Origin of the sequence: Mitsuaria sp. RG (genome assembly GCF_028369275.1) — a bacterium.
Taxonomy (GTDB): domain Bacteria; phylum Pseudomonadota; class Gammaproteobacteria; order Pseudomonadales; family Pseudomonadaceae; genus Aquipseudomonas; species Aquipseudomonas peradeniyensis.
The window spans coordinates 65,364-80,115 of the sequence record NZ_JAQMYQ010000017.1; the positions used below are offsets into that span (position 1 = coordinate 65,364).

Below are 14,752 nucleotides of genomic sequence, written 5' to 3' on the forward strand. Positions count from 1 at the left end.
GTCGCCCGGCTTGTATCAGGGTTTCGCCCACGAATTGTTGTTGCCTACCGTCACAAGGTCTCTCAGCGCCTGGTCGCCACGCTGCGCCTCGGAAATGCCGGCGTGGGCTGGACTTGTGAGGAAGGTGAAGTCTTTCTGAGGGACTGACTCCAGCTTGGTGATTTGTCGCAAGATACGCAGCCTGGACAGATCCTCGTAGTCCTCATCGTCAATCACATCGTTGAGGACGCCAGGACCGGTCATCTCGTTCAGTTTCTTGGCGTAGGTCTCATGATCGGGGGCGCCATACAACGGTCTGCTGTCATAAAAGTTCGGGTTGTCCTCGAAGCGTTTGAGTATCTCATCGGAGATAGCGTCCAGCGTATCGTTCCCTGCATGACTGCCAATCAAGCTGTTCGAGTAGGCGCAATGCATGCCCAGGCGTGCATTGTCCATCGGGGCGCCCAGCACAAGACCATTTTGCGTCGCTTTCAAGGGCGTCGAAGCGATCATTGCATCGGTGTCAGGATGATCGCCAAGGGTGCGCAGGGTGTCGTCGATGTCTATATAAACGCCGCCTTCGCTGTTGAGTAGTTGGTAGCGAAGCACGTCGCAGGCCGAAGCATAATTTCCACCTTTGATGGCCTTCTCGTATTGCCCAAAGTAAGGACTGTCCTGGAAGTCATCGTAGAAGGCTTGCTCTTCCAGCGGCAGTATCTGCAGATTCTCAGCATGCTTGAGCAGCGCGGCATGGTTGATGCTGTATACATTCGAATCGGCAGTGGACAGGTATATCCGGTAGGAGGTTCTGGAATGCAGCAACCCCCTGGCGTTGGCTTCCACGGTCTTCAGCAGATTGTCGGGGATGATTTTGTCACCGACCCAGATATTCAGGATCTGCTTGGGAAGTTCGAACATTTCGCTGGTGGGCGTTGGGATTTTGATGGGCAGTTGCAGGTCGACGCCCAGTGCGCGCATTGTCCTCATGCGCATGGCGTCAGTGACTGGGCGGTTTGTGACATCGATGACTTCTAGGCCGTTGCTCTGCTCGGAAACCTGATAATAGGTTGGCGATTCATTCTTGCTATTCGGCCTGCGGACGAATGCATCGTGTTCACTGTCGTAGCGTACTTCGAACCTCGCTTCTTCCAGGGTTGCCTCCATATGCTTTACGCCATTGCCATCAATGAATCGGGTGATCCAGTTGCCTAGATGGCTATCTTGTGGAAGTGCTATTGGCTCTGGAGGTGGGGCGAAGAATTGCGCGGCCCCCTCTTCGGGTAGCCTGGGCGGATCCATGGGGCTAAGAGGGTAACCCAACTGATCGTTCACTCGCGTTGGCATGACGAATCGTGGGCTTTTGCCAGGGAACAGGATTTTCACGCGAGTCGCTTCTCGCAAGACCAGCGGGACGGCATTGAGCAGGCCGAACTCGATGTTACTTACGCCGTCGGCCTTGTCCTCCAGCGTCTTGCCGTTGATTGCCTGGTCGATCCCCAGGCCAAATTGCGCGATGCCACCGACGGCCAGCAGTGGTATGAGTTCGGGCACTACCAGCGCCAGGGGCGCCAGCAGATTGATCGAGGTCACCAGGTAGTCACGCCAGCGGGCCTTGGTCACTTGCGTCCTGCTGGTGATGAGAAAGTCGGCGTCGGCATAGCTGCGTTTGCGCTGGCGCAGCGTGAGGGCTTCGAACAAGTCGCCTTCTATCAATGGGCTGTACTTGTGGGGCTTGTAGTTGACGTAGTCCCTGGGAGGCCATGGACCATCGACGGTGAAGCCTGGCCGGTTGGGCGATCGCGTGTGGAAGCGCGGGAAGGTGCCAAGGCCATCCAGCGCGGTATCCAGGCCGCTGAAGTCCAGGCCGTCGGGGGTGTCTGCCGCTTTGAAATACTGACGCAGGCGCTGGCGTTTTTCGCTGGTGCGGCACTGTTCAGCGAACCAGTCCTTCAGGGCATTCATGCCGTCGAACTCATGGAAGGGTGATGAATTTCCCGGCAGGTACAGCAGTACTGGCTGATGTGCTGGGTCAGCAATCTGGATGATGTCGGTGGCGGCGTAGCCATAGACATTCAGAGGCCTGATTTCCAGGCCGGAAGCTCTCGGCATGAGTCCCGCCGCTTGCCAGGCCAACTGACGGCCAGCGTCACTCAAGGAACCTTCCTGGACCTGTTTGTTGCAGGCTGCGATAAAGCTTATTTGCAGAGACTGTGGATGGGTTTTGCTGGTCTTTTGCCAATACTCGTCCAGCATCGAGACGAAGCGGGTGTGAACGTCCAGATCCCAGATGAACCGCTGCATGGCCTCGACATCCACTGGCAGGTGCGTGGTGCTGTCGTAGCGGGCCGGGGTGGACCTGCGGAAGACACCGTCGAAGACCGAGAAACGTGCGCTGTTGTCGAGCGGTCCGAGCGCTGGCAGATGTTCGACAATGGTCAGCGGGCCGTCTGGCAAGGTACCTGCCCAGTTACCCGGGAATAGCTGGCCAACCAGGTCCTTGTTGTTTTCACCTTGCCAGTTCGAGAGCACCGCCTGGGTGAGTGAAAGGCGCTGGGCAATCATGACCTGATTGCCACGGTAGTGCAGGGTGACGACGTCGGTCTGGTCGGGGTCGAGTTGATGTTGCTCTTGCCCAGCCCATTCACGGATTGCCTTGGCGGCAAATAGGCTAGGCCTGGGAATATTCTGCAGGTGGCGGCGGATGAACTGTTTGCCCGCGTTATTTACGAAAGTGGAAGCCATTGGAATCGATCCGTGTGGATAAATGAGGCTCCACGGTAGCGACGGCGAGGCCCCAAGCTTGCGTATATGTTTACCACCTGATGACAAGGGCGGCCGTCAGGCCGCCCTTGTTACATCAGGGCTTGGCCCACGAGTGGTAGTTTCCGACTTCGGCTACCTGGTTGAGCGGAATGTCGCCGGTCGCGGCTTCCCGCAAGGCCTGTTCGATCGGGGTCACCAGGTACATCGGATTGTGTTGCGGCAAGGCGTGCAGGTTGATGATCCGCCGTAGTGCCCGCAGCCTTGGCAGGCGCTGGTCGATGACATCATTCAGCAGGCCGGGCCCGGTCATGTGGCTCAGGCGCAAGGCATAGGCATCGAATTCGGGGCCCTTCACTACTGGCCTGTTGCCGTAGAAGTCACGGTTGGCCAGGTAGCGTTCGTGCATGGTGTCCGAGATCGCCTGCAGCGTCGGGTTGCCAGCATGGCTGGCGATCATGTTGGTGTTGTACTGGCAGTGCATCCCCAGGGCGTCGTTGTTCATCGGGCCACCTAAAATGAGGCTGTCCGGTGTGGTGGCCAGGGTCACCGAGTCGATCGCGGCGCGGTTGGGATTGTCCGGATAAACCGGGTCGGCAAGCAAGGTATCGTCGACGTCCAGGTACAATCCGCCTTCCTCGGCGAGCAGGGGATAACGCAGGATGTCGGATGCCGAAGAGAAATTTGCACCTGCGCCGCCAACGGCATCTTGATACTGCTCGAAGTATTTGGTTTCGCGCAACCTTGCGAAGAACGGCTGCTCCTCCAGGGTCAGCACATCGAGATGCGGTGCGTGTGCGGCCAGTAGCCTCAGGTTCGCGCCGAAGGCCTGGGCATTGGCGTTGGACAGGAACAGTCGGTAGGCATAGTGACTGTTCGTCAGGCGTTGCTGATTGCGGACCAGCGTGGTCAACAGTTTGGGTGCGATCACCTTGTCGCCTACCCAGATGCTCGAGATCTTCCGTGGGATCGGCTGGCGCAGGTGTGCCTCGAAGGACGGGATTTCCAAAGGCAGTTGCACATCCACGCCCATGGCTCGCAGGCTGCTTATGCGCATCGGGTCGGTGACTGTGCGTGCGTTCAGGGGCATCTCGACAAGCCCATGGCCTTCTGGCGATACCTGGTAGTAGCTTGGCCTTATCTCGTTGGCCTCGGACTCAAGGATGAAAGCATCATGTTCACTGTCGTAGAGGACCAGTGTGTTGTAGCCATTCAACAGGGATTGAAGCTGCGCTTGCGAGTCCGCAGAGACCGGCACGTGCGCCAGCCATTGGGCAATGGCGGTGTCGCCGCCGGGCAAGGGGGGGACTGTCGAGCCGAACAGACCGGCCAGCTGGCGTTCGGGCAGTGCCGGGGGCGTCATCGGGCTCAATGGGTAGCCCAGTTGGTCGTTCACTCGACTGGGGAAGATAAAACACCTGTCTTTGGCGGGGTACAGCACTCGCGCTCGCGCCAATGGGCGCAAGGCAAGTGGTGCAGCGTTCATTAGCCCGAACTCGATGTTCGTCACGCCATCGGCCTTGTCTTCAAGTGACTTGCCGTTGATTGCCTGATCGATCCCAGCCGCGAACTGGGCAATGCCACCCAGAGCAAGCAGCGGCGCCAGTTCTGGCAGTACCACGGCCAAGGGGGCCAGCAGATTGATGGTATTGACGACATAGCCGCGCCAGCGCGCCTTGTTCACCTCCTGATTGCTGGTAACGATGAAGTCAGCGTTGGCATAGCTGCGCTTGCGCTGACGCAGGCTCAGGGCTTCGAACAGATCGCCATCGAGCTTCGGGCTGTATTTGTCCGGACGGTAGTTGACGTAGTCCCTGGGTGACCAGCGGCCGTCGGTGGTGAATCCCGGTCGGTTTGGCGAGCGATAGTGGATGCCCGGGTAGGCGCCCAGGCCTTCGAGGGCGGTGTCCAGGCCGCTGAAGTCCAGTCCATCTGGCGTGTCGGCCAAGTTGAAATGCTGGCGCAGGCGCTGACGTTTATCGGGGTTCTGGCACTGTCTGGCGAACCAGTCCTGAAGCGCCGCCATGTTGGCGAACTCGTGAAGGGGGGAGGCGTTGCCTGGCAGGTAGAGCAGGGTGAGCGGTTGGGATTTGTCGGTGATGCACAGCAGATCGGTGGCACTGTAGCCGTAGACGTTCAGTGGCCTGATTCGCAGGCCAACCGCCCGAGGGGCCAAGCCGACAGCCTGCCAGGCCAGCTGGCGTGCTCCATCGCTCAATGAGCCTTCGCTTACCTGCTTGTTGCAGGCGGTGATGAAGCTGATCCGCATGGACAGCTGGTGGCCATGCAGGGCGCGCTGCCAGTAGTTGTCCAGCATGGCGGTGAAGCGGGCGTGAAAATCCAGGTTCCAGATGAAGCGCTGCAGGGCTTCGACATCCACGGCAAGATGCGTTGTGCTGTCGTATTGGCCGTTACCGGTCCGGCGGAACAGACCATTGAATACTGAATGATCGGCACCGTTCGCCCATGGCTCGCGAGCAGGCAATCGATCGACGATCTGCAACGGGCCGGATGGCAGGGTACCGGACCAATGACCCGGGAGCAGTTGGCCGATCAGGTTCTTGTCGGTCTCGCCTTGCCAGTTCGAGAGCACCGCTTCGGTCAGTGACAGGCGCTGGACGATGACGGCCTGGTGGCCTCGGTAGTGCAGGGTGACGACGTCGGTCTGATCCGGATCCAGGTCCGATCCCTGGCGTTTGGCCCAGTCACGGATGGCTTGTGCGGCGTGCTTGTCGGGGCGGGGGATGGTCTGCAGGTGATCGCGAACGAGCTGTACGCCCAGGTTGGTGATGAAGGTTGGAGGCATGATTGAGTCGACCTGTGTGGAGAAACCAGGCACAACGGTGACTCAACCCTTATGTCGGGGAGCGGTAATGAATTATCGCGCAAGCATGGCATTGCCCCTTTGGGAGTGGTGCCACACGCAGGGTCAGCGTGTATCCACGCCTGCCGGCAGGAACAGCTGCTCGGGCGTGATATCCCGTGGCGGCGCAGGCTGGTCGTCGAAGCCCACCGGCACTTTGCCGCGCAATTGCCAGGCGAAGGCGATGATCTCGGCGATGGTCAGGTACAGCGCCTCGGGGATCTGCTCGCCCAGTTCCAGCCTGGCCAGCAGGCGTACCAGCTCGGCGTTCTCGTAGATCGGCACTTCATGTTCACGGGCCAGGGCGAGGATGGCCTCGGCCAGTTCGTCGTCGCCCTTGGCGCTCAGGGTCGGGGCCTGCTGGCCGTCGTAGCTCAGGGCAATGGCCTGGCGTGGCTGCTTGTGCTTCATGCGGTCTCATCCACCCAGCGTTGTTCGAGGCGTGTGCGGGGGCCTTGCGGTGGCGTGCCGGGGTGGCACTCCAGGTCGCCGACATCCAGGCCGCGGGCCAGCAGGCGCTCGCGCAGCGTGCCGAGCTGACTGTCGATCAGGCGGGCGGTCTGTTCCTGCTCTGCCCACAGCTGTCCCGACAGACGTCCTTGCAGCAGTTGCGCCTGGACCTGCAGCGGACCGAGTGGTGACAGGTCGAAGGCCAGTTCGATCCGCCATATGGCCTCCAGCGGATCACGCCCTTCACGTTCGCGATCGGCTTGCTGCTCCGGCGTTTCCTCGCGCTGCAGCTTGACCTGCAGGGGAATGAACTCCTGGCCATGGCGGATGGGGATCTCGGTCTGCCAGGTGGTCTGTTGGTTGCCGTTCTCCAGTGGTCCGGATTGCTGCAGGCTGGACAGCGCATGGCTCTGCAGGCGCGAGATGGCGGCGGCGGCCAGGCGCAGCAATTGCTGCAGGTCGCCTTCGTTTTCCAGGCTCTGCAACAGCCGCGAGGGCAGGGGGAAGGCTCCAGGTTGCGGGCGCGGGCTGACCTGGCCGAGCATGCCCAGGGCGCTGCGGGCGAAACCGGGCAGGGCATGGGCCAACGTACTGGTCTGTGCGGGCGTGAGCATCTGTCCCGTGGGGGGATTGGGCAACTGTGCGATCAGCCTGACCAGTTGCGTCTTCAGGTCGGGCGCCACGCCGCTGGCCAGGCCACCCAATAGCTTGGCTTCAAGGAAGGCGCCACTGTTGTTCAGGGCCTGGGCCAGATTTTTCGCATCACCCAGTTGGCGGGCATCGGGCAGGCTGGCCAGCAGGCGTTCGGCGCTGGCGCGCAGTTGCGTGCCAGCGTCGCCGGAGGTGGCGACCTGCTGCAGGGCATTGAGCAAGCCAGGCAGCGAGGCCTGTCGGCCTTGCTGGGTCACCAGCTGCTGGGCAATGGCCAGTTGATCCTGGCGGCCGCTCAAGGGAACGAAGCGCAGCGACTGGTCACCTTGTACCAGCGCGCTGAGCAGGCTGCCGATCGGCAGTGGCCGCGGGCTGTCGATGGCCAGGGTGGCGCCGGCCTGGCTGCTGTTGAGCAGGCTTACCAGCGAGCGGAAACTGGCGATCTCGCCGGCGTTCTGAACCAGGGGCTGGCTGGTCAGGACCTTGCCTTGCAGCAGTGTGCCGACTGGAACCTGGCTGGTGTCCAGGCGGGTGAGGGTAGTGATGTTGTTGGCGTTGACCTGCTGCACCATGACCGCCAGGCGGTTGCTTTCAGTCTGCGTGACCGTGATCTGGCTGCCCTGGGGCAGGGGTTGGCTGGCATTGGCCTGCAACTGGGTCTGGTTGCCGTTGCCCTGGGTCAGGCGTAGCAGCAGCTGGAAATCCACGCCGACCTGGCGCATCGACATGACTTCGGCACGTGCCGTCTCGCCCGGGGCCAGCAGGCCGGGTTGCGCTTGCAGCAGGCGCAGCAGCTCGCCGGTCATGGCCGCCTTGGCCGCCTGGGGGCCTGGCACGGTTTGTGCGCCGAGACTATTGATTTCAGTCATGATTGTATACAACCTGTCGAACTCGGCCTCTTGGCAGCGCGGTGACGCGTGTAATAATGCCGACCGCCCATTGTTGCCAGTATAACGGCAGCGCGGCGGGCGACTTGAGACATAGGGGCTTTGGAGCGGCGTTGCCTGCTTCGCGGGTGAACCCGCTCCCACAAGGTACGGCGCAGCTTTCAGATGCCGCGCAAGACCCTGTGGGAGCGGGTTCACCCGCGAAGCAGGCGACACCGCCCCGAAGCCCTACATAGATAAGGCGAAACCGTGACCCTTCACCTCCAAGCCGCAGGCCTGGCCTGCGAGCGCGACTGGCGCTTGCTGTTTGAGCAGCTCGATTTCGAGCTGGGCGCTGGCGACATGCTGCAGATCAGCGGCCCCAACGGCAGCGGCAAGACCAGCCTGCTGCGCCTGCTGGCCGGGCTCATGCAACCCACCGCCGGGCAGATCCTGCTCGGCGGCCAGCCATTGGCCGAACAACGCCATGCCCTGGCCAGCATCCTGCTGTGGATCGGCCATGCCGCCGGGATCAAGGACCTGCTTACCGCCGAAGAGAACCTCGCCTGGCTCTGCGCCCTGCACCGGCCGGCCGGCCGCGAGGCGATCTGGCAGGCACTGGAGGCTGTCGGCTTGCGCGGTTTCGAGGACGTGCCCTGTCACACCCTGTCCGCCGGCCAGCAGCGCCGGGTCGCCCTGGCACGGCTGTACCTGGACAGCCCGCCGCTGTGGATCCTCGACGAACCCTTCACCGCCCTCGACAAGCAGGGCGTGGCCCAGCTGGAAGCTCACCTCGCGGCCCACTGCGAGCGGGGCGGCACCGTGGTGCTGACCACCCACCATACGCTCGAGCGCAAGCCATCCGGCTACCGTGAGCTGAACCTGGGGCAATGGGCGGCATGAGCGTATTCCTTCTGCTGTTGCGCCGCGAGGCGCGCCTGTTGTTCCGCCGCCCGGCGGAGCTGGCCAATCCGCTGGTGTTCTTCGCCATTGTCGTCGCCCTGTTTCCGCTGGCGGTCGGTCCTGAGACACAATTGTTGCAAACCTTGTCGCCGGGACTGGTCTGGGTCGCGGCCCTGCTGGCGGTGTTGCTGTCGCTGGACGGGCTGTTCCGCAGCGATTTCGAGGACGGTTCGCTCGAACAGTGGGTGCTTTCGCCGCACCCGCTGGCGCTGCTGGTATTGGCCAAGGTGCTGGCGCACTGGATCTTTTCCGGGCTGGCGCTGGTATTGTTGGCGCCACTGCTGGCGCTGATGCTGGGCCTGCCGAGCGCCTGCCTGCCGGTGCTGCTCGCCTCACTGCTGCTGGGCACGCCGGTGCTGAGCCTGCTGGGCGCGGTGGGCGCGGCGCTGACGGTCGGTCTGAAGCGCGGCGGCCTGCTGCTGGCGTTGCTGATTCTGCCGTTGTATATCCCTGTATTGATCCTGGGCAGTGGTGCGTTGCAGGCGGCGTTGCAGAATATGCCGGCCACCGGCCATCTGCTCTGGCTCGCCAGCCTGACGGCCCTGGCGGTGACACTGGCACCCTTTGCGATCGCGGCCGGCCTGAAGATCAGCGTCGGCGAATAACGAGTCTCGGGCACCGCAGCCCGGCCAATACCCTGGATGTACCCTGATGAAAATGAGTTGGACGTGGTTCCACAAGCTGGGTTCCCCCAAATGGTTCTATGCCATCAGCGGCCGCATGCTGCCGTGGCTGACCGTTTCCTCTGTCGTGCTGCTGCTGGTCGGCATCACCTGGGGCCTGGCCTTCGCCCCCCAGGACTACCAGCAGGGCAACAGTTTCCGCATCATCTATATCCACGTGCCGACGGCCATGCTCGCCCAGTCGTGCTACGTGATGCTCGCGGTGGCGGGGGTGGTGGGGCTGGTGTGGAAGATGAAACTGGCCGACGTCGCGCTGCAGTGCGCGGCGCCCATCGGCGCCTGGATGACCGCGGTAGCCTTGGTTACCGGGGCGATCTGGGGCAAGCCCACCTGGGGTAGCTGGTGGGTCTGGGATGCGCGCCTGACGTCCATGCTCATCCTGCTGTTCCTGTACTTCGGCATCATCGCCCTGGGCCAGGCCATCAGCAATCGCGACAGCGCGGCCAAGGCCTGTGCGGTGCTGGCGATCGTCGGCGTGGTCAACATCCCGATCATCAAGTACTCGGTGGAGTGGTGGAACACCCTGCACCAGGGCGCCACCTTCACGCTGACCGAAAAGCCGGCCATGCCGGTGGAAATGTGGCTGCCGCTGCTGCTCACCGCGCTGGGTTTCTACTGCTTCTTCGGCGCCGTGCTGCTGCTGCGCATGCGCCTCGAAGTGCTCAAACGCGAAGCCCGCGCCAGTTGGGTCAAGGATGAGGTGCTGGGGCAACTCGGACGGGAGGCGGTACGATGAGCTTTGCGTCCTTCAGTGATTTTCTCGCCATGGGCCACCATGGCCTGTACGTCTGGTCGGCCTACGGCATCTGCCTGGCGGTGCTGGCGCTGAATGTCGCCGCGCCCCTGCTGGCCCGTCGCCGCTACCTGCAAGAAGAGGCGCGTCGTCTGCGCCGGGAGAGCAAACCGTGAATCCGCAGCGCAAGAAACGCCTGTTCATCATCCTCGGCCTGCTGGCCGGTGTCGGCGTCGCCGTGGGCTTCGCCCTGAGCGCGCTGCAGCAGAACATCAACCTGTTCTACACCCCGACGCAGATCGCCAACGGCGAGGCGCCGCTGGATACCCGCATCCGCGCCGGCGGCATGGTCGAGAAAGGTTCGGTGCAGCGCTCGGCCGATTCGCTCGATGTGCGTTTCGTGGTTACCGACTACACAAAATCAGTGCCGATCACCTACCGCGGCATCCTCCCCGACCTGTTCCGCGAAGGGCAGGGCATCGTCGCCCTTGGCAAGCTCAACGCCGACGGCGTGGTGGTGGCCGACGAGGTGCTGGCCAAGCACGACGAGAAATACATGCCGCCGGAAGTCACCAAGGCCCTGAAGGAAAGCGGCCAGGCCGCCAGCGACGCGGGAGCCAAACCATGAATGCGGCCCTGGTGATCCCCGAACTCGGCCAGCTGGCGATGATCCTGGCGATCTGCTTCGCCGCCGTGCAGGCCACTGTACCGCTGCTCGGCGCCTGGCGCGGCGACAGCCTGTGGATGGGCCTGGCGCGGCCGGCGGCCTGGGGGCAGTTTGCCTTCCTGGCGTTCGCCTTCGCCTGCCTGACCCACGCCTTCATGACCGACAACTTCTCGGTCGCCTACGTCGCCAGCAACTCCAACAGCGCCTTGCCCTGGTACTACAAGTTCAGCGCCGTGTGGGGCGCCCACGAAGGCTCGCTGCTGCTGTGGGCGTTGATCCTCGGCGGCTGGACCTTCGCCGTGTCGATCTTCTCGCGTCAGTTGCCGCAAGTGATGCTGGCCCGAGTGCTGGCGGTGATGGGCATGATCAGCGTGGGCTTCCTGAGCTTCCTGATCATCACCTCCAACCCGTTCTCGCGCCTGCTGCCGCAGGTGCCGGGCGATGGTCGCGACCTCAACCCGCTGTTGCAGGACTTCGGCCTGATCGTCCACCCGCCGATGCTGTACATGGGCTATGTGGGCTTCTCGGTGGCCTTCGCCTTCGCCATCGCCGCCTTGCTCGGCGGGCGCCTCGATGCCGCCTGGGCGCGCTGGTCGCGGCCCTGGACCATCGTCGCCTGGGCCTTCCTCGGCGTGGGCATCACCCTTGGCTCGTGGTGGGCTTATTACGAGCTGGGCTGGGGTGGCTGGTGGTTCTGGGACCCGGTCGAGAACGCCTCGTTCATGCCTTGGCTGGTGGGCACGGCACTGATCCACTCGCTGGCGGTCACCGAAAAGCGCGGAGTGTTCAAGAGCTGGACCGTGCTGCTGGCCATCGCCGCGTTCTCCCTGAGCCTGCTGGGTACCTTCCTGGTGCGCTCCGGCGTGTTGACCTCGGTGCACGCGTTCGCCGCCGACCCGTCGCGCGGTATCTTCATCCTGATCTTCCTGCTGTTCGTGGTCGGTGGCTCGCTGACCCTGTTCGCCCTGCGCGCGCCGGTGGTCAAGAGCCAGGTGGGCTTTGCCCTGTGGTCCCGTGAAACCCTGCTGCTGGCCAACAACCTGGTGCTGGTGGTGGCGGCCTCGATGATCCTGCTGGGCACCCTCTACCCGCTGGTGCTCGACGCCCTGACCGGGGCCAAGCTGTCGGTCGGCCCGCCTTACTTCGACGCCCTGTTCCTGCCGTTGATGGCGCTGCTGATGGTGGTGCTCGGCGTGGGCGTGGTGGTGCGCTGGAAGGACACTCCCGGCAAATGGCTGGCCGGCATGCTGACCCCGGTGCTGGTCGGCAGTGCAGTGCTGGCGCCGGTCGCCGGGCTGATCGTCGACGACTTCGACTGGCCGGCCCTGAGCGTGTTCGCCCTGGCCGCCTGGGTGGTCCTGAGCGGCGTGCGCGACATCCTCGACAAGACACGTCACAAAGGCCTGGTCAAGGGGTTGGCGGGTCTGAGCCGCAGCTACTGGGGCATGCACCTGGCGCACCTGGGCCTGGTGGTGTGCGCCCTGGGCGTGGTGCTGTCGAGCAACAACAGCGCCGAGCGCGACCTGCGCATGGCGCCGGGCGAGACCGTCGAACTGGGTGGCTATCACTTCCTGTTCGAGGGCGCCAAGCACTTCGAAGGTCCGAACTTCATTTCCGACAAGGGCACCGTGCGGGTTTCGCGCGATGGCCGCGAAGTGTCTGTGCTGCACCCGGAAAAACGCCTGTACACCGTGCAGCAGTCGATGATGACCGAGGCCGGCATCGACGCCGGTTTCACCCGCGACCTGTATGTCGCCCTGGGCGAGCCGCTGGAAAACGGCGCCTGGGCGGTGCGGGTGCATATCAAACCCTATGTCCGCTGGATCTGGCTGGGCGGTCTGCTGACCGGCCTGGGCGGCTTGCTGGCGGCCTTCGACCGACGCTACCGCGTCAAGGTCAAGACCCGGGTGCGTGAGGCCCTGGGCGTGTCTGGAGCAACTGCATGAAGCGTTGGATCATGGTGGTACCGCTGGCGGTGTTCCTGCTGGTGGCGGTCTTTCTCTACAAGGGGCTGTTCCTCAAACCCGACGAACTGCCTTCGGCGATGATCGGCAAGCCGTTCCCGACGTTCGCGCTGGCGAGTGTGCAGGGCGATCGCAGCCTCACCCAGGCCGACCTGGTCGGTCGCCCGGCGCTGGTCAATGTGTGGGGCACCTGGTGCCCGTCGTGCAAGGTCGAGCACCCGTACCTGAACCAGCTGGCCGAGCAGGGCGTGGTGATCCACGGCGTCAACTACAAGGACGACAACGCCGCCGCGCTGAAGTGGCTGGCCGAGTTCCACAACCCGTACCAGCTGAACATCGCCGACCAGCAAGGCTCGCTGGGCCTGGACCTGGGCGTGTACGGCGCGCCGGAAACCTTCCTGATCGACGCCAAGGGCATCATCCGCTACAAGCACGTCGGCGTGGTCGATGCCACGGTGTGGCGCGAACAGCTGGCGCCGCTGTACCAGGGCCTGGTCGACGAGGTCCGGCCATGAGGCGCTGGCTGACGGCCGCCGTGCTCGGCCTGAGCCTGGCCGGCGTGGCCAAGGCGGCCATCGACACCTACCAGTTCCGCGACGACGCCGAGCGCGAGCGCTATCAGCAACTGACCAAGGAACTGCGCTGCCCCAAGTGCCAGAACCAGGACATCGCCGACTCCAACGCGCCTATCGCCGCCGACCTGCGCCGCGAGATCTTCCGCATGCTGGGCGAGGGCAAGGACAACCAGCAGATCGTCGATTTCATGGTCGATCGTTATGGCGACTTCGTGCGCTACAAGCCAGCGCTCAGCGGGCGCACCTGGCTGCTCTGGTTCGGCCCGGGGATCCTCCTGGGCGCAGGCTTCGTGGTGCTGGCGCTGATCGTGCGCCGTCGCCGTGGCCAGGCCGTGGCCGGCAATACCGAACTGTCCGCCGACGAACGCGAGCGTCTGGCCAAACTGCTGGATAAAGAACGTACCCATGACTGAATTCTGGCTTAGCGCGGGCCTGCTGCTGCTCGCCGCCCTGGCTTTCCTGCTGTTGCCGATCCTGCGCGGTCACCGCCGCCAGCAGGCCGAACAGGATCGTACCGCCCTAAACGTGGCGCTCTATGAAGAACGCGTCGCCGAACTGGTTGCCCAGCAGGCGGCCGGCGTTCTTGATGAACAACAACTGGCCAATGGTCGTGACGAGGCCGCCCGCGAGCTGCTGGCCGACACCGAGCGCGGCGAGGTGACGCGTCAGGGCCACCTGGGCAAGGCCGTGCCGCTGCTGGCGGCGGTGCTGGTGCCGGCCATGGCCCTGGGGCTGTACCTGCACTTCGGCGCCGCGGACAAGGTCGAGCTGACCCAGGAGTTCGCCAGCGCGCCGCAGTCGATGACGGAGATGACCACGCGCCTGGAGCGTGCGGTGCAGGCCCAGCCCGACTCGGCCGAAGGCCTTTACTTCCTCGGTCGTGCCTATATGGCCGAGCAACGGCCGGCCGATGCGGCCAAGGCCTTCGAGCGCGCCGTGGCCCTGGCCGGGCGTCAGCCCGAGCTGCTCGGGCAGTGGGCGCAGTCACTGTATTTCGCCGCCGACAAGCAGTGGTCGGCGCAATTGCAGGCACTCACCGATGAGGCGCTCAAGGCCGACCCGCAAGAGGTCACCAGCCTCGGCCTGCGCGGCATCGCCGCCTTCGAGGGCGAGCGCTACCAGGAGGCCATCGACTTCTGGCAGCGTCTGCTGGCGCAGTTGCCGCAGGGCGACGCGTCCCGCGACGCGCTGCAGGGCGGCATCGACCGCGCCGCCGACAAGCTCAAGGCCGGTGGCGGCAAGGTGGCCGAGACGGCGCGCCTGAAGGTGCGGGTGGAGCTGGCCGCGGCGCTCAAGGACAAGGTGCGCCCCGACGACACCGTGTTCATCTTCGCCCGCGCCAGCAATGGCCCGCCCATGCCGCTGGCGGCCAAGCGGGTGACGGTGGCGCAGCTGCCGATCGAGGTGGAGCTGTCGGATGCCGACGCGATGATGCCGCAGATGAAACTGTCGGACTTTGCCGAAGTCCAACTGGTTGCCCGAGTCTCGCGCGCCGGGCAGCCCACCCACGGTGAATGGAAGGGCCAGAGCGCCCCGCTGGCTACCGGCACCCGGGGCACACAGCATGTGACCATCGACAGCCCCGACTCATAAGAGAG

General features: G+C 63.9%; 13 protein-coding genes. 9 read left to right on the forward strand and 4 right to left on the reverse strand.

Annotated features, from left to right (window positions below; all coding sequences use genetic code 11):
- Positions 1–15: 15 nt before the first annotated feature.
- The 4 genes from POF53_RS11920 to fliK form a co-directional block, all read right to left on the reverse strand.
- Positions 16–2,721, reverse strand: a complete 2,706-nt coding sequence (locus POF53_RS11920) for a dermonecrotic toxin domain-containing protein (RefSeq protein WP_475859158.1) — start codon at positions 2,719–2,721, stop codon at positions 16–18.
- Between the two features lie 115 nt (positions 2,722–2,836).
- Positions 2,837–5,545, reverse strand: coding sequence for a dermonecrotic toxin domain-containing protein (locus POF53_RS11925; protein WP_498967828.1), 2,709 nt, complete (start codon positions 5,543–5,545; stop codon positions 2,837–2,839).
- 123 nt (positions 5,546–5,668) lie between these two features.
- Positions 5,669–6,013, reverse strand: a complete 345-nt coding sequence (locus tag POF53_RS11930) for an EscU/YscU/HrcU family type III secretion system export apparatus switch protein (RefSeq protein WP_203651676.1) — start codon at positions 6,011–6,013, stop codon at positions 5,669–5,671.
- A complete protein-coding gene (fliK, locus tag POF53_RS11935; RefSeq protein ID WP_234560325.1) occupies positions 6,010–7,572 on the reverse strand; it encodes a flagellar hook-length control protein FliK in 1,563 nt (520 codons plus the stop codon). The genes POF53_RS11930 and fliK overlap by 4 nt, the downstream gene beginning before the upstream one ends.
- 267 nt (positions 7,573–7,839) lie before the next feature.
- On the opposite strand from fliK, the gene ccmA reads away from it, so the two are divergent.
- Genes ccmA through ccmI form a run of 9 tightly spaced genes read left to right on the forward strand, consistent with a single transcriptional unit; the run spans position 7,840 to position 14,747 of the window.
- Positions 7,840–8,472: a cytochrome c biogenesis heme-transporting ATPase CcmA gene (gene ccmA, locus POF53_RS11940; protein WP_232856544.1), complete on the forward strand. Its 633-nt coding sequence runs from the start codon at positions 7,840–7,842 to the stop codon at positions 8,470–8,472.
- Positions 8,469–9,137, forward strand: coding sequence for a heme exporter protein CcmB (gene ccmB / locus POF53_RS11945; protein WP_028691018.1), 669 nt, complete (start codon positions 8,469–8,471; stop codon positions 9,135–9,137). The genes ccmA and ccmB overlap by 4 nt, the downstream gene beginning before the upstream one ends.
- Positions 9,138–9,183: 46 nt before the next feature.
- The gene (locus POF53_RS11950) at positions 9,184–9,951 is read left to right on the forward strand and encodes a heme ABC transporter permease (RefSeq protein WP_232856545.1); all 768 of its coding nucleotides are present in this window, start codon (positions 9,184–9,186) and stop codon (positions 9,949–9,951) included.
- Positions 9,948–10,124 carry a heme exporter protein CcmD gene (ccmD, locus tag POF53_RS11955; protein WP_011534872.1) on the forward strand — a complete coding sequence of 59 codons (177 nt, stop codon included), beginning with the start codon at positions 9,948–9,950 and terminating at the stop codon, positions 10,122–10,124. Before POF53_RS11950 ends, ccmD begins: the two co-directional genes overlap by 4 nt.
- The gene (ccmE, locus tag POF53_RS11960; protein WP_028691020.1) at positions 10,121–10,576 is read left to right on the forward strand and encodes a cytochrome c maturation protein CcmE; all 456 of its coding nucleotides are present in this window, start codon (positions 10,121–10,123) and stop codon (positions 10,574–10,576) included. Before ccmD ends, ccmE begins: the two co-directional genes overlap by 4 nt.
- 11 nt (positions 10,577–10,587) lie before the next feature.
- A complete protein-coding gene (locus POF53_RS11965; RefSeq protein ID WP_234560352.1) occupies positions 10,588–12,561 on the forward strand; it encodes a heme lyase CcmF/NrfE family subunit in 1,974 nt (657 codons plus the stop codon).
- Positions 12,558–13,094, forward strand: a complete 537-nt coding sequence (locus tag POF53_RS11970) for a DsbE family thiol:disulfide interchange protein (protein ID WP_498967833.1) — start codon at positions 12,558–12,560, stop codon at positions 13,092–13,094. The genes POF53_RS11965 and POF53_RS11970 overlap by 4 nt, the downstream gene beginning before the upstream one ends.
- Entirely contained in the window at positions 13,091–13,567 is a 477-nt protein-coding gene (locus POF53_RS11975) for a cytochrome c-type biogenesis protein (RefSeq protein ID WP_475859151.1), read from the forward strand. Before POF53_RS11970 ends, POF53_RS11975 begins: the two co-directional genes overlap by 4 nt.
- Positions 13,560–14,747, forward strand: coding sequence for a c-type cytochrome biogenesis protein CcmI (ccmI, locus tag POF53_RS11980; RefSeq protein ID WP_498967835.1), 1,188 nt, complete (start codon positions 13,560–13,562; stop codon positions 14,745–14,747). Before POF53_RS11975 ends, ccmI begins: the two co-directional genes overlap by 8 nt.
- Positions 14,748–14,752 lie beyond the last annotated feature (5 nt).